The sequence below is a fragment of the Amycolatopsis silviterrae genome, from assembly GCF_042684085.1.
GTDB lineage: Bacteria > Actinomycetota > Actinomycetes > Mycobacteriales > Pseudonocardiaceae > Amycolatopsis > Amycolatopsis silviterrae.
The window spans coordinates 280566-301138 of the sequence record NZ_JBHUKS010000015.1; the positions used below are offsets into that span (position 1 = coordinate 280566).

At 69.9% G+C, this 20573-nt stretch carries 19 protein-coding genes; 11 read left to right on the plus strand and 8 right to left on the minus strand.

What is annotated here, in order from left to right:
* Positions 1–21 precede the first annotated feature (21 nt).
* Positions 22–1392: an MFS transporter gene (locus ACFSVL_RS21905; protein WP_378306949.1), complete on the minus strand. Its 1371-nt coding sequence runs from the start codon at positions 1390–1392 to the stop codon at positions 22–24.
* Between the two features lie 80 nt (positions 1393–1472).
* On the opposite strand from ACFSVL_RS21905, the gene ACFSVL_RS21910 reads away from it, so the two are divergent.
* On the plus strand, positions 1473–4130 hold the full coding sequence (locus tag ACFSVL_RS21910; RefSeq protein ID WP_378306951.1) for an AAA family ATPase: 2658 nt from the start codon (positions 1473–1475) through the stop codon (positions 4128–4130).
* Positions 4131–4139: 9 nt separating this feature from the next.
* On the opposite strand, the gene ACFSVL_RS21915 is transcribed toward ACFSVL_RS21910, so the two are convergent.
* Genes ACFSVL_RS21915 through ACFSVL_RS21925 form a run of 3 tightly spaced genes read right to left on the minus strand, consistent with a single transcriptional unit; the run spans position 4140 to position 5522 of the window.
* Entirely contained in the window at positions 4140–4343 is a 204-nt protein-coding gene (locus ACFSVL_RS21915; RefSeq protein ID WP_378306953.1) for a hypothetical protein, read from the minus strand.
* 56 nt (positions 4344–4399) lie between these two features.
* Positions 4400–4834, minus strand: a complete 435-nt coding sequence (locus ACFSVL_RS21920; RefSeq protein ID WP_378306955.1) for a hypothetical protein — start codon at positions 4832–4834, stop codon at positions 4400–4402.
* 52 nt (positions 4835–4886) lie between these two features.
* On the minus strand, positions 4887–5522 hold the full coding sequence (locus ACFSVL_RS21925; RefSeq protein WP_378306957.1) for a DJ-1/PfpI family protein: 636 nt from the start codon (positions 5520–5522) through the stop codon (positions 4887–4889).
* Positions 5523–5644: 122 nt separating this feature from the next.
* Here ACFSVL_RS21925 and ACFSVL_RS21930 point away from each other — a divergent pair, with 122 nt between their 5' ends.
* The 9 genes from ACFSVL_RS21930 to ACFSVL_RS21970 all read left to right on the plus strand — a co-directional run bounded on the left by ACFSVL_RS21930 (position 5645) and on the right by ACFSVL_RS21970 (position 15994).
* Positions 5645–6589, plus strand: coding sequence for a GlxA family transcriptional regulator (locus ACFSVL_RS21930; protein ID WP_378306959.1), 945 nt, complete (start codon positions 5645–5647; stop codon positions 6587–6589).
* A gap of 613 nt (positions 6590–7202) precedes the next feature.
* On the plus strand, positions 7203–8237 hold the full coding sequence (locus ACFSVL_RS21935; RefSeq protein ID WP_378306961.1) for an ABC transporter permease: 1035 nt from the start codon (positions 7203–7205) through the stop codon (positions 8235–8237).
* A complete protein-coding gene (locus tag ACFSVL_RS21940; RefSeq protein WP_378306963.1) occupies positions 8234–9199 on the plus strand; it encodes an ABC transporter permease in 966 nt (321 codons plus the stop codon). Before ACFSVL_RS21935 ends, ACFSVL_RS21940 begins: the two co-directional genes overlap by 4 nt.
* Entirely contained in the window at positions 9196–10188 is a 993-nt protein-coding gene (locus ACFSVL_RS21945; protein ID WP_378306965.1) for an ABC transporter ATP-binding protein, read from the plus strand. The genes ACFSVL_RS21940 and ACFSVL_RS21945 overlap by 4 nt, the downstream gene beginning before the upstream one ends.
* Complete coding sequence (locus ACFSVL_RS21950) at positions 10188–11180, plus strand: ABC transporter ATP-binding protein (protein ID WP_378306967.1); 993 nt, start codon at positions 10188–10190, stop codon at positions 11178–11180. Before ACFSVL_RS21945 ends, ACFSVL_RS21950 begins: the two co-directional genes overlap by 1 nt.
* The gene (locus tag ACFSVL_RS21955; protein ID WP_378306969.1) at positions 11173–12117 is read left to right on the plus strand and encodes a LysR family transcriptional regulator; all 945 of its coding nucleotides are present in this window, start codon (positions 11173–11175) and stop codon (positions 12115–12117) included. The genes ACFSVL_RS21950 and ACFSVL_RS21955 overlap by 8 nt, the downstream gene beginning before the upstream one ends.
* Positions 12114–13811, plus strand: coding sequence for an ABC transporter substrate-binding protein (locus tag ACFSVL_RS21960; protein ID WP_378306971.1), 1698 nt, complete (start codon positions 12114–12116; stop codon positions 13809–13811). The genes ACFSVL_RS21955 and ACFSVL_RS21960 overlap by 4 nt, the downstream gene beginning before the upstream one ends.
* A 37-nt stretch (positions 13812–13848) precedes the next feature.
* Positions 13849–14919, plus strand: coding sequence for a hypothetical protein (locus ACFSVL_RS21965; protein ID WP_378306973.1), 1071 nt, complete (start codon positions 13849–13851; stop codon positions 14917–14919).
* 49 nt (positions 14920–14968) lie between these two features.
* Complete coding sequence (locus ACFSVL_RS21970; RefSeq protein ID WP_378306974.1) at positions 14969–15994, plus strand: LysR family transcriptional regulator; 1026 nt, start codon at positions 14969–14971, stop codon at positions 15992–15994.
* Here the strand turns inward: ACFSVL_RS21970 and ACFSVL_RS21975 are convergent.
* The 4 genes from ACFSVL_RS21975 to ACFSVL_RS21990 form a co-directional block, all read right to left on the minus strand.
* Positions 15988–16653, minus strand: a complete 666-nt coding sequence (locus tag ACFSVL_RS21975; RefSeq protein ID WP_378306976.1) for a putative bacteriocin export ABC transporter — start codon at positions 16651–16653, stop codon at positions 15988–15990. The two genes, ACFSVL_RS21970 and ACFSVL_RS21975, sit on opposite strands and share 7 nt — an antisense overlap.
* A 3-nt stretch (positions 16654–16656) precedes the next feature.
* Positions 16657–17964, minus strand: a complete 1308-nt coding sequence (locus ACFSVL_RS21980) for a hypothetical protein (RefSeq protein WP_378306978.1) — start codon at positions 17962–17964, stop codon at positions 16657–16659.
* Positions 17961–18923: a hypothetical protein gene (locus ACFSVL_RS21985; RefSeq protein WP_378306980.1), complete on the minus strand. Its 963-nt coding sequence runs from the start codon at positions 18921–18923 to the stop codon at positions 17961–17963. The genes ACFSVL_RS21980 and ACFSVL_RS21985 overlap by 4 nt, the downstream gene beginning before the upstream one ends.
* Before the next feature lie 106 nt (positions 18924–19029).
* On the minus strand, positions 19030–19368 hold the full coding sequence (locus tag ACFSVL_RS21990) for a lactococcin 972 family bacteriocin (RefSeq protein ID WP_378306982.1): 339 nt from the start codon (positions 19366–19368) through the stop codon (positions 19030–19032).
* Between the two features lie 582 nt (positions 19369–19950).
* Between ACFSVL_RS21990 and ACFSVL_RS21995 the strand changes: the two genes are divergently transcribed.
* Complete coding sequence (locus ACFSVL_RS21995) at positions 19951–20556, plus strand: TetR/AcrR family transcriptional regulator (RefSeq protein ID WP_378306984.1); 606 nt, start codon at positions 19951–19953, stop codon at positions 20554–20556.
* Positions 20557–20573 lie beyond the last annotated feature (17 nt).

The window sequence follows — 20573 nt, forward strand, 5'->3', positions numbered from 1 at the left end:
GTGGATTGTCCTTTCCGGATTTCAGCGGGTGCCGCGGGTCTTGGCGACCAGCGACAGGGTCAAAGCGACGAGGACGAACGCGGCCTCGCCGAGGAACGCGGTGGTGAAGGAGATGTGGGTGCCGGTGAGGGCGATGCCGGCGAGCGCGGCGAGGCCGACCGCGCCGCCGAGCTGCTGTGCGGCGTTGACGAGCCCGCTGAGCAGTCCGGACTCGCCGTCCGCGCTGTCGCGGACCGCCATCGCGGTGGCGTTGACCGCGCCGAGCCCGAGCCCGGTGCCGATCAGCAGGAACGCGCCGAGCAGGCTGACCGAGAAGCCGCTGGTGGTCGGGTCCAGCGCCAGCCACACGAAGCCGGCGAGCAGCACGGCGAGGGCGATCGACAATGCCCGGGCCGGGCCAGCGCGCTTGGCCAGCAGCGGCGCGGCGGCGCTGCCCGCGATGATCATGAACGCGAGCGGCAGCTGGGCCATCCCCGTCGCGAGCGGGCTCATCCCGAGCACTTCCTGCTGGTACTGCGGCAGGAAGAAGAACAGGCTGGTCAGGGTGCCGCCGATCAGCACCATCACCAGGTTCGCCGTCACCACCGGCTTGCGGCGGAACACGCCGAGCGGGACCAGCGGACGGGCGGAACGCCGTTCGACGGACACGAACACCGCCAGCGCGACGAGGCCGACGACGAGACCGATGATCGTGCCGGGCGCGCTCCATCCGGCGTCGGCGGCGCTGACCATGCCCAGCGCGAGACCGGAGATGCCGGCGGTGATCGTGACGGCGCCCGCCGCGTCGAACCGGCCGGGCCTGCCCGCGACCGGCGGCACCGAACGCCACACGACGAGCACCCCGAGGACGCCGAACGGCACCGGGGTGACGAACACCGCCTGCCAGCCGAACACCTCGGTCAGCGTTCCGCCGAGAAAGACGCCGATGAGGCTGCCCGCACCCGCGACCGCGCCCCAGATGCCCATCGCGCGGGTGCGTTCCGCGGGCGTCGAGTAGAGCCCGAGCACGAGCGAGAGCGCGGACGGCATCAGGAGCGCGGCCCCGATCCCCTGCCCGATCCGCCCGGCGATCAGCATCCCGCCGTTGGCCGCCAGCGCGCAGAACGCCGACGCCGCGAGGTAGCACGCCATTCCGGCGAGGAACACCTTCCGGGCGCCGAGCACGTCGGCGAGCCGTCCGCCGAGGAGCAGCAGCCCGGCGAAGGTCACCAGGTAGCTGTCGACGACGACCGCGAGTTCCGCGGCGCTCAGCCCGAGGCTGCGGCGGATCGCGGACCCGGCGAGGTTGACCATCGAGGCGTCGAGGATGACCAGGAACATGGCAGTCGCCAAACCCACCAGCGCCACGCTGCGGGGCAACTGCTTGACAAGTGTCGTGTTGTCCGTCGGCATGCCACCACAATCGCCCCAACCGGACATCGTTCGCGTCGGTGACTTTCACCTACTTCGCCTACCGCTCTAAGGTTCAGACCATGCCCACGACGCCCTCCCGCTCCCTCGTCGGCCGGCACGACGAGGTCGACCGCCTGCTCGCCCTGGTCCGGGCGGCGGAACGGGGCGAAGGCGGGGCGCTCGTCCTGCGCGGCGAGCCGGGCATCGGCAAGAGCGCGCTGCTGGACCACGTCGAACAGGCGGCGGAAGGGTTCCAGCTGATCCGGGCGTCCGGGTCGGAGTTCGAGGGCGAGATGCCGTTCGCCGCGCTGCACCAGCTGTGCGTTCCAGTGCTCGCGCACCTCGACACGCTCTATCGCGACGCCCTCCTGGTCGCGTTCGGCCTTGCCGACGGCGCACCGGACCCGTTCCGCGTCAGTCTCGCCGCGCTGGACCTGCTGACGACCGCCGCCGCGGAACGTCCGCTGCTGTGCGTGATCGACGACGCGCACTGGCTGGACGCCGCCTCGGCGCGCGCGTTGACGTTCCTGGCCAGGCGCATCTCGGCCGAGCCGATCGCGATGGTGTTCGCCGCCCGCGACCAGGAGCCGGTCCCCGGGCTGGACGAGCTGCCCGGGCTGACCGTCGGCGGCCTGAGCGACGCGGAGGCGCGCGTCCTGCTGGCCGAGGAGAAGACCGTGACGCTGGACGAGCGGGTGCGCGACCGCCTGCTCGCCGAGGCGCGCGGCAACCCGCTGGCGCTGATCGAGCTGCCGAAAGCGGGCGGTTTCGCGCCGCCGGCCCCGTCGCCGATCGCGAGCCGGATCGAGCGGAGTTTTCGCACGCGGATGGCGGAACTGCCCCCGGACGCGCGGCTGCTGCTGATCCTCGCGAGCGCCGAACCGACCGGCGACCCGGCCGTGCTGTGGGCGGCCGCGCGGGAGCTCGACCTCGACGTACCCGCCGCGAGCGCCGCCGCCGAAGCGTCCGGGCTGATCGTCTTCGACACACGGGCGCGCTTCAGCCATCCGCTCGCCCGCTCGGCCGCCTACCGGGCCGCGGAGCCTGCCCAGCGGCGGACGGCGCATCGGGCGCTGGCCGACGCCACCGACCCGGTTACCGCCGGCGACCGGCGGGCCTGGCACCGCGCACAGGCCACCGCCGGACCGGACGAAGAGGTCGCGGCGGAGCTGGAACTGTCGGCGTCCCGCGCGGAAGCCCGTGGCGGCGTCGCGGCCGCCGCCGCATTCCTCGAACGTGCCGCCGCGCTGTCCCTCGACCCGGGCAAGCAGGTCGAACGCACTCTCGCCGCCGCGCGGGCGACGCTCGCGGCCGGCCGGTCCGAAGCCGCGGCAGACCTGGTGACCAGCATCGACACGTCGGTGCTGGAGGTCGCCCAGCACGCCTCGGCCGACCTGCTGCGCGGGCAGATCGCCTTCGTCCAGGGCGCGGGCAAGACCGGTCCGGAACTCATCCTGCAGGCCGCGCAGCGACTCGCCTCCAGCGATCCGGAACGGTCACGGGAGTTCCTGGTGGCCGCGGTGGAGATGGGACTCGTCGTCGGCCGGGCCGCCGGAGTACTGGACCGGGTGCTCGCCGCCGCTCCCCCGGCCGGGCCGCCGGATCTCCTCTCCGCCCTAGTGCGCCTGACCACCGAAGGACACCGCGCCGGGCTGCCCGCCATCCGGGAGGTCCTGACCGGCGACGACGCGGGCTGGACGCGCACCCCCGCGCTGGCCACCGTGCTCGCAGGCGAACTGTGGGACCTCGACCTGCACCGGACGATCGTCGACTGGCTGGCGAAGACTGGACAGTCCACGGGATCGCCGATGACGTTGCGGCTCGGCCGCTCGCAAGAGGCGATGTACGCGGTCTTCACCGGGAACTTCGGCCAAGCGATGGCCGCGATCGCCGAGGAGGAAGCGATCGCCGACGCCCTCGGCGACCCGCCGCAGCTCTACCCGAGGGTGCATCTGGCGGCGATGCGCGGGCGCCGGCAGGAGGTACTCGACCTGTTCGCCGAGGTCACGCGCCGACAGACCGGCCAGCTGACCGCGAACGCCTACTGGGCGACGTCCGTGCTGTACAACGGCCTCGGCGACTACCCGGCCGCCTTGACCGCCGCAACCCACGCGGTAGCGAGCGGCGATCTCTTCCTGACTGGCATCGCGCTGCCGGAACAGATCGAAGCCGCCGTCCGCTGCGGAGAGGACGCGGTCGCCCGGTCGGCTCTGACGTCGCTGCTCGAACGCACGGAACCAGCTGGCACCGACTTCGCACTCGGACTCGCGGCCGGTGCGCGGGCGATGGTCAACGACACGGAAGAGGACTACGTCGCGGCGCTCTCGCATCTGGCGGACAGCCCGCTTACCGTGCAGATCGCGCGGGCCCACCTGCGGTACGGGGAGTGGCTGCGCCGCGCGGGCCGTCGCCGGGATGCACGGGAGCAGCTGCGTACCGCGCATGAGCAGCTGTCGAAGATCGGGATGGAAGCGTTCACCCAACGGGCCGCCGACGAGCTGCGCGCGACCGGGGAGGTGGCGCGCAGCCGGTCGGAGCACACGTATGACCGGTTGACGATGCAGGAAATGCACATCGCCCGGGAGGTCGCGGCGGGGGCCACGTCGAAGGAGGTGGCTACGCGGCTGTTCCTCAGCCCGCGGACGGTGGACGCGCATTTGCGGAACATCTTCCGGAAGCTGGGGATTACCTCGCGGCGGCAGTTGCGGGGGATGCCGGATCTTCTCGATGCGGGATAGGCGCAGGGGCTACCGTTCCGCTCGTTCCGGAGAAGCGGCCCGCGCCGCCAGAAGGCCGCCGATTCCCGGGATCAGGGCCAGCAGCCACACCCGGTGACGGCCGCCCATCAGGAGCACCGCCGCGATCACCGTTGCCGTGTAAGCCAGTCCGTGCACCGGGCCGAGCACCCGCGAAACCTCCGGCAGATGCACAGTCGCCACATTTCCCAGCATCAACACCAGCGTAACCAACTCCACCGCACCAATGATCTCCAAAACCCGCCGCGGGCTCACAACCCGACCCCCGTCGTCGAGCCAGGGCGGTAGATCATCAAAACGACCACCACCGCCCAGAGCAGGTTGAAGATTCCGGTCAGCATTGCCAGCCGGGCCGCCACTCGGCGGTCGGATCCGCGCGCGTCGACAATGCGTTTCTGGCCGGGCAGGATAAAAGCAATAAGAATGGCTGCGGCCACAACGGTAAGGATCAGCGAGACAATCAGCCACGTGTCCCCCAGCACGCCCATGCTCGCGCCGGTCGCGATGCCGAAGACCGGGACCAGCACCCCGATCGCGGCGTAGACCCGGGTCGTGCGGTGGAGAACCTCCAGCGGGCCAACCTTTTCGGACCGGGCGGCGCTCGGGAACATGCTCGCGGCGACGGCAACCGGGCCGATCGCCAGAATGGCCGCTAGAACATGGATCGACAGCAGGAAAGCATTCACGCGCTGACTCGCTCCCCGATCACGCTGGCAATGATGTGCATACCCTTCCCTTTCACGATTGAGCAGCCAAAGCTTTCCAAGTAGTGCCGCGCCGCTCATACTCGAAAAGCTCCTCGACGGCATGCGCGGTCTGCGAACCGAAATCCCGCTCCAGCACGTAAAGCGCCACATCGAGGCCTGAAGTAACGCCCCCGCCGCTGATGAGGTCGCCGTCGTCCACGACGCGGGCGCGGACGGCGTTCACGCCAGCGGCACCGAGCCGGTCGACGCCAAACGCATGCGTGGTCGCGGTCCGGCCTTCGAGCAGACCCGCCATCGCCAGCGCCAGCGAACCGCCGCAGACAGTCACGACCGTGCTGTCGGCATTGTCGAACGCGCGCCGCATTAACGGCATCGCCGCACCCGAGGCGAAGCGCGACAACAGGACCGGGATGCTCTCGTCGCCCTCGAACGGGCCGGCCGCGCCCGGGACGAGGACGTAGCCGAGGGCATCCGGGTCGAATGCGGAGGTCGCGGTCAGGGTGAGGCCGGGGATGCCGGAGCGCACGACGCCGGGGCCATCGGCGCTCACGAGTTCCACCGCGAGCGAACCGCCGAGGAAGTCGCTTCCGGCCGTCAGCACCTCGAAGGGCGCGATGACGTCGAGCGGGTCGAACCCGTCGAAGAGCACGAACTGGGCCCGCAGCATGGGCGGCTCCTTTCACTGGACGCTTTCGTCCATCGAAGGCCACCCGCGATGATCAACACAATGGCGATATGGACAGCTTTCGCCGATATCTGGCCACATCACGGATAGCTTATCCTGCAGCGATGTACACCACAGCGGTGCTCGCGCTCCCGGATGCGATTGCCTTTGATCTGGCCACGCCCATCGAGACCTTCGGGCGCGTGCGGCTCCCGGACGGCCGCCCGGGGTACCGGACCGTCGTCGCCGGTCCGGAGCGCTCGGTCCAAGCGGGGCCGCTGCGGCTGGCGATCGACGAGGGGCTGGACGCGCTCCAGCGGGCCGACCTCATCGTCGTGCCCGGGCGGAACAACCCGCTGGAACCGACCCCGCCGGAAGTCCTCGATGCGTTGCGATCCGCCGCGGAACGCGGGACTCGGATCGCGTCGATCTGCGTCGGGGCATTCACACTCGCCGAAGCGGGATTGCTCGACGGCCGGGACGCGACGACACATTGGCTCTCCGCCGACGAATTCGCGCGGAAATACCCGGCCGTTCGCTTGAATCCCGACGTGCTTTACACCGATAACGGGAAAATCCTCACCTCCGCGGGCGCGGTGGCCGGAATTGATCTGTGCCTGCACCTCGTCCGGAATGATTACGGAACCGCAGTCGCGGCCGATGCCGCCCGGCTCGCCGTCGCGCCATTGCACCGGCCCGGCGGGCAAGCGCAGTACATCGTCCGCAATCGCGCGCCCAGCCGTCCGACCACGCTCGACCAGGTGCTGCCGTGGATCGAGGAGAACGCGTACCGGGACCTCTCGCTCGCCGACCTCGCCGACGCGGCCGGGCTGAGCGTGCGCACGCTGACCAGGCGATTCAAGGACGAAACCGGGCAAAGCCCCATGCAGTGGGTGGCCGGGGTGCGCCTCCGGCACGCGCAGGAACTGCTCGAAACCACCGACCACACCGTCGACCGGATCGCCGCGCAGACCGGATTCCCCACGACGAGCAACTTCCGCGCCCAATTCGGGCAGGTCGTCGGCGTCACGCCCGGCGCTTACCGCAAAGTGTTCCGTTCGGCGCGCTGACGTTCGCGGTCCGTGCGGGGAACCTTCACAGACTCAGAGTCCATGCCAGGGCCTTAAGCCGGGTGGCCTCAGCCTGCCAACCGTCCACAAAGGACCCATTCGTCGTCGAAATGCCCGATCAGCTCCATTATGCCCGTTTCTTCAAGTCCGTGAGGGGCACCCTGAGGGAATCAGATTCCCTCAGGGTGTCCCTCACGGACGACACGCTCAGCTCCCGTCGCCCGCATCGGCCGCGACGCGAGCCAACCCGGTCCGCCAGCCGTTTCAGCCTGGGTGGACACGCCTCGGCCGCACTCATAGCGCCGCCGTAAGTTCCCTGGCAGTGACCTAGAGATCAACGCCAGGGACTTGCGGCGGCGCTGTGGCTGCGGCCGACGCTCGCCCGCCCAGACCAAAGGGGCTGACCAGCGCCTGGCACCACTCTCTGCGGGCCGAGCGGGGCCGGTCGTCAGTGAAGGACTCCTTGAGGGAATCAGATTCCCTCAAGGAGTCCTTCACGGACCTCCGCCCCATTAGCCCATCTTATCGAATGCGATGCCGGTCTTCTTGCCGGAAAACCGGAACCTTCTCTAGTTTTTGCCGACAGTACGGCTAATCCGAGGGGGGTGGCCAGGTGTCCGAGCCCCATTCCGCACTGCCTGCCGCCACCGGTGCCCGATCAGAACCGGAGTACGGGCCGTGGCGGCGCGGGCTCCGGGCGCTGTGCCGCAGTCCCCGGGTCGTGACGTCGGCGGCGATCCTCGCCCTGGTCGTCGCGCTGTGCCTGCTCGCGCCGCTGTACGCCAGTCACGTGTCCGGCACCGATCCGTTCGTGGCCGATCCGGTCGGCACCACCGTGCTCGCCGACGGCCGCGTGGTCCCGCTGCTGCAGCCTGCGGCGCAAGGCGTCGGCGTACTGCCGATCGGGCCGACCGGGCAGGCGCATTTCCTGCTCGGCGCGGACGGGGACGGCCGCGACGTCGCCGCGCGGATCCTGTACGGCGGCCGGAACACCCTGGTGATCGGGGTGCTCGCCGGGCTGGTCGCGTGCGCCGGAGGCCTGGTGGTCGGGCTGATCGCGGGGTACGCCGGGGGCGTCGTCGATGGCGTGCTGTCCAGGATTCTCGACGTCGTGTGGGCGTTTCCGGTGCTGCTGCTGGCGATCTCGATTTCGGCGATCAGCTTCGCGTCCGGGATCAGCTTCGGCTTCGTCCGGGTCAGTTCCGGCAGCCTCGCGCTACCGGTCCTGATTATCGGGGTGGTGTACGTGCCTTATGTCGCCCGGCCGGTGCGCGGCGCGGTGCTGTCCGTGCGCGCCGCGGACTACGTCGGCGCGGCAACGTCCTACGGTGCCGGGCACGGCCGGATCATCCGCCGGGAAATCCTGCCGAACGTGCTGTCCCGGGTGCTCGTGCTGTTCCCGCTGATGACGGCGACCGCGATGCTGCTGGAGTCCGGGCTGTCCTTCCTCGGCATCGGCGTGCATCCGCCCGCCGCGAGCTGGGGCACGATCATCGAGGACGGCACGCAGCTGCTGCGCAACCGGCCGCTGATGGCGATCGTGCCCGGCGCGCTGCTCGCGATCACCGTATGCGTGCTGAACATCCTCGGCGACGCGATCCGGGACGCCTTCGACCCGAAGGCCGAGCTGCGGATGCGTGCCCGGTGATCGGCTACGCGGTGCGCCGGCTGTTCTCCGCCGCCGGGGTGCTGATCGCGGTGAGCGTCCTGGTGTTCCTGATCTTCTTCAAGACCCCGGGCGTCGACCCGGCCCGGCAGATGGCGGGCAAACAGGCGACGCCACAGGTGATCGCGCAGATCCGGGCCGACTTCGGCCTCGACAAACCGTTGCCGGCGCAGTACTTCGAGATGATGAAGCGCCTGGTCGTCGACCGGGACCTGGTTTCCTACACCGATCGCGGCCCGGTGCTTTCCCGGGTGGCCAAGACGATCCCGGTCACCCTGTCGCTGGTCGGCGGGGCGGCGGTGATCTGGGTGCTGCTCGCGCTCGGCGCGGGCACGCTCGCCGCGGTCTTCCGCGGCCGGGCGCTGGACCCGCTGCTGATGGGCCTCGGCCTGCTCGGCATGTCGCTGCCGGTGTACTGGCTCGGCGGCGTCATCAACCTACTCACCCAAGGCACCTTGCACCACAGTGTGTTCAGCTGGCTGCCGGAACTCGGCTACACGCCGATCAACGTCAACCCGCTGAAGTGGTTCGGGCAGCTGTTGTTCCCGTGGATCACGCTGGCGATCGGCACTGCCGGGCTCTACGCGCGCGTGCTGCGGGCCGATCTGATCGACGTCGACCGGTCCGATTTCGTGCTCACCGCCCGGGCGAAGGGGCTTTCCGAATCCCGGGTGCTGCTGCGGCACGTGCTGCGGAATTCGCTGATCCCGTTCGTCAGCCTGTTCGGCCTCGACCTCGGGGCCATGCTCGGCGGGGCCGCGGTGCTCACCGAGCAGGTGTTCGGCCTGCCCGGGGTCGGCAACCTGACCTTCCATTCGCTCAGCCGCTTCGACCTGCCGGTGCTGATGGCGGTCACGCTCTACGGCGCGTTCGCCGTCGTGCTCGTGAACCTCCTGGTCGACCTCGGGTACGCGGCGCTCGACCCGAGGATCCGAGTGCGATGACGACCTTGATCGCGGAAGGCCTCACCGTCGAGTTCCGCACGCCGGGCGGCCTGGTGCGGGTGGTGGACGACGTGTCGTTCGAGCTGCCGGCGGGCGAAACCCTCGGCGTGGTCGGCGAATCCGGCTCCGGCAAGTCGGTCGCCATGCTCGCGTTGCTCGGGCTGATCCGCGGCGACAACGCGATCGTCCGCGGCCGGGTCTTCTTCGACGGCCAGGACCTCCTCGCGTTGCCGCCGAAGCGGATGCGCGCCTACCGGGGCGAGAAGATCGCGATGATCTTCCAGGATCCGATGACGTCGCTGAACCCGGTGTACCGGGTGGGCTGGCAGATCGCCGAGCAGATCCGCCAGCACCGCCGGACGACCGCGCGGGCCGCCCGCCGCCGCGCGGTCGAACTGCTCGACCTGGTCGGCATTCCGGGCCCGGAGGCCAGGGCGCGGGACTATCCGCACCAGTTCTCCGGCGGCATGCGGCAGCGGGTAATGATCGCGATGGCGTTGTCCTGCGACCCCGACATCCTGATCGCCGACGAGCCGACCACCGCGCTGGACGTCTCGGTACAGGCGCAGATCCTGCGCCTCGTCCGCGACCTCAGCGCCCGGACCGGCACCAGCGTCATCCTGATCACGCACGATCTCGGCGTGCTGGCCGGGATCGCGTCGCGGGTGCAGGTGATGTACGCCGGGCGGATCGTCGAGCGGGCCCCGACCGCGCAGCTGTTCGCCCGGCCGCGGCATCCCTACACCGTCGGGCTGCTCGGCTCGATTCCCCGGCTGGACGCGCCCCGGCCCGCCCGGCTGCCCTCGATCGAAGGCCTGCCGCCGCTGGCCGCCGACGTCGGGCCGGGCTGTGCGTTCGCGCCGCGGTGCCCGTCTGCGGAGGCGATGTGCGTACAGCAGCGGCCGGTTCTGCTGCCGTCGGCCGCGGAGCATTTCGACGCTTGTCTGGTGCGGCAGGCGCAGCTGCCGGACGGAAAGAGGACGGCCTGATGCCTGCCCTGCTCAGCACCACCGACCTGGTCAAGTGGTTCCCCGTCCGCCGCGCCCGGCTGCGCGCCGTCGACGGAGTCTCCCTGTCCGTGCGCCACGGTGAAACACTCGGTCTCGTCGGCGAATCCGGCTGCGGCAAGTCCACCCTCGGCCGCTGCCTCGTCCGCCTGTACCAGCCCAACAGCGGGTCAATCGTGTTCGACGGCAACGACATCACCCGAACCGGCCGCCGCGGCTTGCGCCCAGTGCGCCGCTCGGTACAGATGATCTTCCAAGACCCGTACGCCAGTCTCAATCCACGCCGCCGGATCGGCGATTCGGTCGCCGAACCGCTGCGCGTGCACCGGCGGCCCGCGACCCGCGCGGACATCGCCGAACTCCTGGTTCTGACCGGGCTTTCCGCCGAACTCGCCGACCGGTTCCCGCACGAACTGTCCGGCGGGCAGCGGCAGCGCGCGGTGATCGCGCGGGCGCTGGCGCTGCGGCCGCGCGTGGTCGTCGCCGACGAACCGGTGTCCGCGCTGGACGTTTCGGTGCAGGCGCAGATCCTGAACCTGTTCGACGATCTCAAGGAACGCCTCGGCCTCACCTACGTGTTCATCGCGCACGACCTCGGCGTCGTCCGGCACACCTCCGACCGGGTCGCGGTGATGTATCTCGGCCGGATCGTCGAACAGGCGCCGGTCCGGGAGATCTTCGCGGCGCCGCGACATCCCTACACCGCGGCGCTGCTGGCGTCGGTGCCGATCCCGGATCCGGCGGCGGGCGCGGACTGGCGGGACACCACGCTGGCCGGGGACGTGCCCAGCCCGCTCGCCCCGCCGAGCGGCTGCCGTTTTCACCCGCGCTGCCCGCGCGCCACCAGCGTCTGCCGCACGACGGAACCCGCGCTGAACCGCGAACGCGCGGGCCACGAAGTCGCCTGCCACCACCCGCTCCAACCAGCGACCCCGCTGGCCCCCGCCAAACCGAAGGCCGCTCGCGATGACTAGCGCCGACACCGACCAATCCGCCCGCCCCACCCTGCCGCAACTCGCCGCATTGATCGCGATCTCCGCGACCGGCTCGTTCGCCGGCGCGGCAACCGCACTCGGCTGCACCCAGTCGGCGGTGAGCCAGCGCGTCGCGAGCCTCGAACGCGGGCTCGGCGTCCTGCTGGTGCACAGATCCCGCCAGCAGCGCCGGGTTTCGCTCACCGAGGCGGGCGACACCCTGCTCGCCGCCGCGGAGCAGGTCGGCGGGATCCTCTCGGCCGCGGTCAGCCAGGTGGAGACGATCCGCAAGGGGCTGAACGCGACCGTCCGGATCGGCTTGTTCACCAGCGCGAGCGAACGGGTGATCCCGCCGATGATGGCGCTGCTGCGGAGGCAGCCGGTCGACTACCGGATCGAGCTGATGGAACTGGACCAGCAGACCGAGGTGTCCCGGCTGGTGCGCAACGGGGACATCGACCTCGCCTTCGTGAAGCTGCCGCTCACCGACCCGGCCCTGCACACCGCCGAACTCCTCACCGACCCGTTCGTGCTGCTCGTGCCGCCGGACGCCGGCCCGGTCTCCCCCGGCCGGATCGCCGGGCTGCCGCTGATCGGCCTGCGCGGCCAGCTGGATCCGATGGAAGCCTGGGCCGCGTCCGCCGGCGCCGAGCTGAACTGGGTGCTGGAGATGGAAACCAACCACGCCGTCGAGGCGATGGTCGCGGCCGGCCTCGGGTACGGGGCCGTGCCCCGGCTCACCCTCGGCGGCCGGATTCCCGGCGTGCGAAGGGTTTCGCTCGCCGGCATCGTCCCGGCGCGGACCGTCGGCATCGCCTGGCGGCGCTATCACCCGAGGCTGGCGTTCATCCGCGGGGTCATCGACATCATCCAGCGGGTGTGCGCGCGGCCGGCGGAGATCCTGCCGCCGGTCGACGGCGAGAGGACGCACCGGTGAACCGCAAAGCCGTGCTCGCGGCGTGGGTGCTGCTCGGCGCGACCGGCTGCGCGGTGGACGACACGCTGGACCTGACGTCGGTCGCCCCCGGCGACAGCGGGCACCAGGGCGGGATCGAGGTTTTGCTGTCGTCGGGCAACATCGGCACCGCCGATCCGATGGTCAACTTCTCGACGTCGTCCTGGACGCTCTTCACCGCGACTTACGACGGCCTGACCGCGTTCACCAAATCCGGGCCGGACACCGGGCAGCACGTCGCCCCGGATCTCGTCACCGAAATCCCGAAGCCCACCGACGGCGGTCTCAAGTGGACATTCACGCTGCGCTCCGGCATCCGGTTCAGCGACGGCCGAGAACTCCGGCCTAAAGACGTCAAAGCGTCCTTCGAGCGGATGTTCAAGGTGCACGGCCCGACGACGTCCTCGCAGTTCGACGTCATCGCTGGCGCCAAGGACTGCCTGGACACGCCGGAAACCTGCGATCTGTCGAAGGGCATCGCGATCGACGAGGCGACCAACAAGCTCACCTTCACCCTGACCGAACCGGATCCCGAACTGCCGCAACAACTCGGCCAGCCACTGGCGTCGATCCTGCCCGCGGACACGCCGCCCGCCGACGTCGGCTCGGACGTCACGAAACTGCGTTCAACCGGCCCGTATTACTGGGCGAGTTACGATCCGACCGACCGGGTCGTGCTGAAACGCAATCCGTATTTCCGCTCGTGGTTGCCGCTCGCCGCGCCGGAGGGATATCCGGACCAGATCGTGCAGAAATTCGGCCTCGAACCGACCGACCAGATCACCGCGGTGATCAACGGGCAGGCCGATCTCGCGGTCGACCAGCCGCCGCCGGACCGGCTCACCGAGATCAGCGTCAACCATCCGGGCCAATTGCATCTCGACCAGCTCGGGCACGTCTGGTACTGGGCGCTGAACACCCGGATTCCGCCGTTCGACAACCTCAAGGCCAGACAGGCGCTGAATTACGCGTTCGACCGGAATTCGGCGATCCTGCAGGCGGGCGGCCCCGGACTGGCGACCACGACGTGCCAGGTGCTGGTGCCGAACATCCCCGGCTACCGGCAGTACTGCCCGTGGACGATCGACCCGGGGCCGGACGGGTTCGGGCCGTGGCGCGGGCCCGACCTCGCGAAAGCGAAACGGCTCGTCGCGGAATCCGGCACCGCCGGAGCCGCGGTTTCGGTGGTGCCCGGAAACAACCGGATGCACATCGCGATGGGCGAATACATGCAAACTTTACTGACCGATCTCGGCTACCATGCGACGCTGAAACCGATGGACGAAGGATTGCAGTACCCGTTCGTCCAGAATTCCGGAAACCGCGTCGAAGCCGCCCTGACCGACTGGTCGCAGGACTATCCGGCCCCGAGCGATTTCCTGAAAGTGCTCACCTCGTGCGCCGCGTTCGTGCCGAATTCGGACGCGAGCCCCAACATCGGCGGCTTCTGCGATCCGGCCGTCGACGCCCGGATGGCCGACGCCGCGCGGCTGGCCAACACCGACCCGGAAGCGGCGAACGCGGTGTGGGCCGAGGTCGACCGCGCGGTCACCGACCAGGCCCCGTGGGTCTCCATGTACGTGCCGAAGTGGATTGATTTCACCTCGGCGCGGCTCGGCAATTACCAGTTCAGCGCCCAGTTCGGGTTCCTGCCCGGCGTCGCCTGGCTGCGCTGACCCGTCCCGGAAAACCCCTGTCCCGCAAAGGAGTGGCATGCCGAACCCCGACGGTTCCTCGCTCTACGCACCGGACGCCGCCGCGTTGCGCCGACGTCTCCTGCTGCTGCTCGCCGCGCGCGGGCCCTCCGGCTACGAGGAAGAACCGGTGCGCGCCTGGCTGGAGGCGGCCGGGGAATTCGCGGACGTGCGCGTCGACCCGCTCGGCAGCGGGCACGCGGTCGTGAACCCGGGCGGCACCCCGCGGATCACGCTGATCGGGCACATCGACGAAATCGGGCTGAGCGTCAGCCACATCGACGACGCCGGGCGGCTGTGGGCAGTCAGCATCGGCTGCTGGGACGCCGCGATCCTGTACGGCCAGCACGTCGTGGTCCTCACCGAGAACGGCCGCGTGCCCGGCGTGATCGGAACCGCGCCGCCGCACCTGAACACCCAGGATTCGTCGCCGAAAATGGCCGACCTGTGGATCGACATCGGCGCCACCGGCCGGGCCGACGCGGAATCGGCGGTCACCGTCGGCGACCCGGTGGTGTTCGGCGCGCCTCCGGTCCGGCTGCGCAACGGCCGGATCGCCGCGCCGGCGCTGGACAACCGGCTCGGCGCGCTGGCCGTGCTCGAAGCGGCTCGCGCGGCCGCCGCGGCACAGGTCACCGCGGAGATCTCCGCGGTGGCGAGCGTGCGCGAGGAAACGAGCTACCACGGCGCGATGGGCGCGGTCTACGCGACGAAACCGGATTTCGCGCTCGCGGTGGACACCACGTTCGCCAGCGACATCCCGGAGGACGGCATCGAGCACCGGACCGGCGACCACCGGCTCGGCTCCGGACCGGCGATCGGCCGCGGCGCGGTCACCGACGAACGCATGGCGCGCTGCCTGCGCACGTTGGCCAAGGAGCACGGAATCCCGTACACCATCGAAGCGTACGGCGACGAAAGCGGCTCCGACGCCGACGCGATGGCCGCCGTCTCGGCTGGTATCCGGTGCGGCGTCCTCAACATCCCCCTCCGGCACATGCACAGCTCCGGCGAGGTGGCCGACCTCGCCGACCTGGCCAGCACCATCGACCTGGCCGCCGCGTTCTGCCTCGCCGGCGGCACGACATGACCGAGTTTCCCGGTGCGCGACGGGAACGCCTCAGCAAGGAGGTCAGTCCGTGATCGGTGTGGAACGACGGAACCGGCTCGGCCGGGTTTCCCTGGACGCCATCTGGTCGGACGGCGGCCGGCTCACCCTGCTGCAACTGAGAGCGCTGTACGCGGTCGCCAACGAGGGGTCGTTCGCGGCCGCCGCGGTGGCGCTCGGCTGCAGCCAGCCCGCGGTGAGCCAGCGCATCGCCTCGATCGAACGGCGGCTCGGCGTCGTGCTGGTCCGCCGGATGTCCGGGCAGCGGCAGGTGCGGCTCACCGACGCGGGCGCCGCGCTGGTCAACGCCGCCGAACAGGTGCAGGTCATCCTGCGCACCGCGACCAGGCACATCCAGGACATGCGGGACGGCCGCGAGCCGACCGTCCGGATCGGCGTGTTCTCCAGCGTCGCCGTGCGGGTGATGCCGCTGGTGCTGGCCGCGATGCGCACCCAGCACCTGCCGTGCCGGATCAAGCCCATCGAGGTCGACGACGACGTCCGCCTGCAGGAACTACTGCGGTTCGGCGAAATCGACATCGCGTTCGTGATCTTCCCGCTGCAAAGCGGCGAGGCACACGGGCTGGAGCTGTTCAGCGACCCGTTCATCCTGCTCGCGCCCCGGGAAACCCCGCTGACCTCGGTCGCCCGCATCCGCCCGGCGGACCTGCGAGGCCTCCCGATGGTGTGCCTGACCAGCGAACAGCTCGAGGTCGCCGCCGAACTCCGCCGCCAGGGCATCGAACCGAACTGGGTCTTCGGCACCGACAAGATCCACGTCGTCGAACCCCTGGTCGCGGCCGGGGTCGGGTATTCGATCGTGCCGCAGCTGGCGCTGGGCCAGCGGCAGCCCGGCGTCACGCGGTTCTCCCTCAGCGAGATCGTCTCACCCCGGGAAATCGGCATCGCCTGGCCACCGCACCACCCCCGGCTCGGCCTGCTCCTGCGAGTCGCCGACGTGATCCGCAGCGTATGCGCGGACTCCTCAGAGATTCTGCCCCCGATCGACGAACTGGGCCGCGCCCCGGGCACCCAGCGCATGCTCCGGCTTCAATGACCGACCGACACCACCCCGTGCCCGGAAAGATCCACCACCCGGGAACACCGCTCGGCCACCGCCGCGTCGTGCGTCGCCACCACGACCGTCTTGCCCGCCTCGTTCAGCTTCTGCAGGAGATCGAGCACACGGTCGCGGTTGCGGGCGTCGAGCGAGCCGGTCGGTTCGTCCGCCAGGATCAGGTCGCAGGGTTTCAGCAGGAGCCGCGCCACGGCGACGCGTTGCTGTTCGCCGCCGGAGAGCGAGTGGATCTTCCGGCGCTCCGCCCGGCGCAGCCCGACCTGGGCGAGCGCGTCCGTGATGCGGTCCGGCTTCGGGGTTCCGCGCTTCGCGTAGGTGAGCGCGACCTCTAGGTTGGCCGAGACGGTCTCGCTGTCGATGAGCGCGAAATTCTGGAACAGGTAGCCCAACCGGTTGCGGCGCAAGAGGTTCGCCGCCCGCGAGCGCGGCCGGGGCGCGTGCTCGCCGAAGAGGCGGACCTCACCGGCGTCCGGCGCTTCCAGCAGGCCGAGCAGGTTCAGCACGGTCAACTTCCCGGCTCCGCTCGCGCCGGTCAGCGCGGTGAATTCGCCGGCCTCGATGCTGAGGTCGAAGTCTTCCAGGACGGGGTGGCCGTCGTACTGTTTCCGGACTCCCCGGAGTTCGCACGAGAATTCCATGGGTCACAGCTCCTTCAAGCGCTTGACCGTGTTCCGGCGTTCCACGATGCGCGCGGTCACGACCACGAACAGCACCTCGATCGCCAGCGACAGCACTGATACGGCGGCAAGTTCCGGTATTCGGTCCCACGGGCTCGCCTCGGCGCCCGGCGGGGACAAGGTGTTCATCGCCAGTACTGCCAAGGCGATCCCGGCCAGCACCGTCTGGCCCAGCCACGTCCCGCCGAGCGCGAGCAGCAGTTCCCGGTACGAGCGGGTGAAGCCGATGCCGTGCAGTCTCCGTACGGTCAGCCGGCGGCGCAGCCGGTCGGAACCGACGATCACGATCGCCGCAGTCAACGCGACCAGAACGAACAGCGCCACGCCAGCGAACACGGTGACCTGCGTGATGCCGCCGCGCACCTCGTCGATCTGCGTGGCCATCGCCTGGTGCACGGTGACCAGATGCCGCAGGTTGTCGTCGAGCTTGAGTTCCTTCAGCTTCGGGCCGAGCGCCGCCAGCGTGGCCGCCGGATCGTCGCCTACGCGGACCTTCAGCCCGGTGTCCAGGCCGCCGGTGATCGCGTTGAGCCGGTCGACAGTGAGGCTGTTCGCCGGGGTCATGATCTCGACGATCGGGTCGGTGATCAGGTTGCCGTGCCCGGGATTGACCTGCGGGTCGTAGCTGAACACGCCCTGCCCGGAGGCCGTCCAGACGATCCGGACCTGCTGCGTCGAGAACCGCGGCCGGTCGCCGGTGATGCGCTGCTCCGCCTGCACCGCGCCGGTGATCCCCGGGCCGCCGGTGCGCGTTTCCTGAAGGAGTTCCCGGATTTGCGCTTCCCTCGGCTTGAACTGCTCCGGAACGGCGACGACCCACGCCGGATCGTTCGCGGCGACGGTGATCGGCTTCCGGGCGGCGTCGAGAATCGGGTACTGCGCAAGGTAATGCGTGTTCACCCGGATCGGCGGCACCGGCCAGCGCCCGGTCGGGTCCGGCGGCGTGTCCGGCGCGTAGTTGGCGGCGTCGACGAAGAGCGCGCCGGCCTGGTCCAGCACCGGATACAGGTCCCGGGCCTCCGCGACCGACGAGGCGTTGCCGCCGGTTTCCATTTCCTGCTGGTCGTTTCCGGTCAGGCGCGGGTAGAAAACGCCGTAGCCCTGGACTTTCTCCCACGGCGCCAGCAACTCCTGCTGCTTGGCCAGTTCGGAGAACTGCTGCCAGACCACCACGGCCAGCACCGCGAGGATCGCCCCGCACACAGCTTTCACGACGGCGGGCGCCGCGATCGCCAGGCCGAACGGTGAACGGTTTCGCGTCCGGTGATTCACTGCAAACTTCCTTTGACAAGGTCGGAAATGCGCACCCGGTTGACGACGAACAGCCCGAGACCGGCCGTTGCCGCGAATCCGGCGGCCATCACCGGTGCCACCGCGGCGGCCAGGGTGTACAGGAACGAAGTGTCCGCGCCAGGCACGGCGAGGACGACCGCGGCGCACGCGCCCAGCCCGGCAAGCACGGTGATGATCTGCGTTCTCCCCACCACCTCGTACCAGATCCGCGGCGCCGGATGCCCGATCAAGCGCAGCACACCGATCCGCTTTCCCTCGCGCAGCAAGCGAAACGCGATGACCACCGTGGCCGCTCCGGCCAGCAGATAAGCCAGAATGCGCAGCCCCGGCCCGGATTCCGGCGCGGTGCCGCCGTGGTCCGCCGTCAGGTCTCCGACGGTCAGCCCGGTAACGCCCGCGTCGACCAGCCGCTGGCTGACGATCGAGAGAAAGCGTTCGGTGGCTGGCCCTTCGACCACATAACGGCCGGAGGTGGGCAAGGCGTCGAAAGCCCGGCGCAACGGTGCGAAGGTGAGTTCGTATCGGTTCGCGAACACTGCGGGCGCCCCGACCCCGGACCGAGCCGACGACACCGTCGCCGAGCCGCCGCGCGTCTCCGCCGGGCTGAGCCAGCGGCCTCGCGCGAGACTGAATTCGTCGAACAGAGCCGTCCGGTCGCCGCCCATGAGGACGTAGTGCGTAATGCGTTTGCGGTCCGCCTGATCCGTCACGGCGGTGCGCACCACGGTGGTGCCGGTCGCCGCCGTCGCTTCGCCGAGAATGCGCAGCGTCGTCTCGGGATCGGCCGCCTGCGGACGGTCCGGCCAGGCAAACGACGTCCCGACGCGATCAGCGGCCGTCTCGCTTCGCGTTTCCTGCTCGAGGACGGCGTCCACGAGAACCACTGCCGGAATGGCGAGCAGGATTCCCGCGAAAAGCAGAGAGAGGATCAGGCGCACGATGGCTCGCTCTCGTCGCTGATGCGCTGTAGTGGAGACGCGGTGCCGGGACGCCGTTGCCCCGGCACCGCGTCGTCGCGTTCATGCCCGGGTTTTCAGGCCGCTATCACGCGTTCGGGTTGTAGTACGTGTAGCAGGTGTGGGCCCACCCGGCCTTGGCCCGAGCGTTGGACCACGACCCCGCGGAGTTGTACCGCTTGTCGTTGGCGCCCCCGATGGCCGCCGTCGAGCTGTGGTAATTGCGCGGGTGGTTGTAATTCGAGTAGCAGCCCTTCCAGATCCCGTCGGCGCCGGAACCGTGGCACCACGTTCCGCCGCCGGCGCTGCCGCAGCCCGCCGGAACAGCCGCGTGCGCCGGTGCGGCATTCGCGGCCGAAACAATCCCCGCGGACATCACGGCCGCGAGCGAAGCGACCGAAGCGGCCCTGGCGATCTTCAGAGACACAGACCCCATTGTCATGACTTCCCCATTCTTATTGCTATTTTCCCCTGCACGGACGTCCTCGTACCCGAACGAAAAACATTCAGGTTCACCCGGCACGGCAATGCCGGACGAGGACCGCCGTGTCCTCTCCCGCCGGCTCCCGACGCCGGCGGGACGCATGCGCCGGACCATTCCGGCGAACGGGCTCTGACCAGCGCGAACGCCAGCGCGCGCCGTCGGCGCGAGCCCGTGGACCTGCGATGAAAGCTACTCCGTCACGGAGTGCGGCGAGCACGCGTTCTCATGCGCGGCTCGAAGACAAGCGGTGAAAACACCTGGATCCCCCTAGCGCTTCGACTCCCCATCTGACGCTGGGAAAAACACTACCGAACGTACCCGCGCTCGGCCAAACGTCCCAGTGCGATGTCACCGAGATGGCGTAATAGCCTCGGGGTCTCCGGGCACGCGGAGCAAGCGGCACCGCCGAATGCAGCCGCTCGCATTCCGTCCGGAATTCCGCCGATATCCCCTGGTCGTTTCGGGATTATCGCGGCGCGCGGACTGGTAGAATCGCCGGACAATCGCGGACAGGAAGGACGCGCGGTGTCACGCGCTGCTGAGCCGGAAACGCTCGCCGAGCCGCCCGGCGCCTACCGGAGCCGTTTCACTCGCGCCCTGGAGTCGCTGCTGGCGGAGAAGCGGTTCCAGAAGGTCACGATCGGCGACCTCGTCGGCCGGGCGCACACGTCCCGCCGCGGCTTCTACGAGCATTTCGACTCCAAAGAGGCCTGTCTGCTCGCCCTGCTCGCGGAGGCGGCCGAGTCCGGGGCGGCACAGGTGTCCGCCGCGGTCGACCGCACCGCGCCCTGGCAGACGCAGATCCGCCAGCTCGTCACGGCCTGGATCGCCGTCGTGGACGCCCGGCCCGCCGTCATGCTCAGCCGCATCCGCGACCTGCCGCTGGTGGACACCAGCGCGGACGACGACGCTTACCGCACCGTCGTCCGCGCCGTCTCGGCCGGCAGCGAATTCCAGGCGTCCGGCGGCACCCCGCTCACGCGGATCCGCGCGCTGATTCTGGTGGGAGGGCTGGAAAAACTCGCGGAGGACGCGATCCGCAGCGGCAGGGAGCTGAGCGCGCACACCGAGGAGGCGGTGCGGGCCACGCTTCTCCTCACTCAGGCGGACACCGCGTCCACCAGCGTCTGACAGGCCCGAATCGTCGA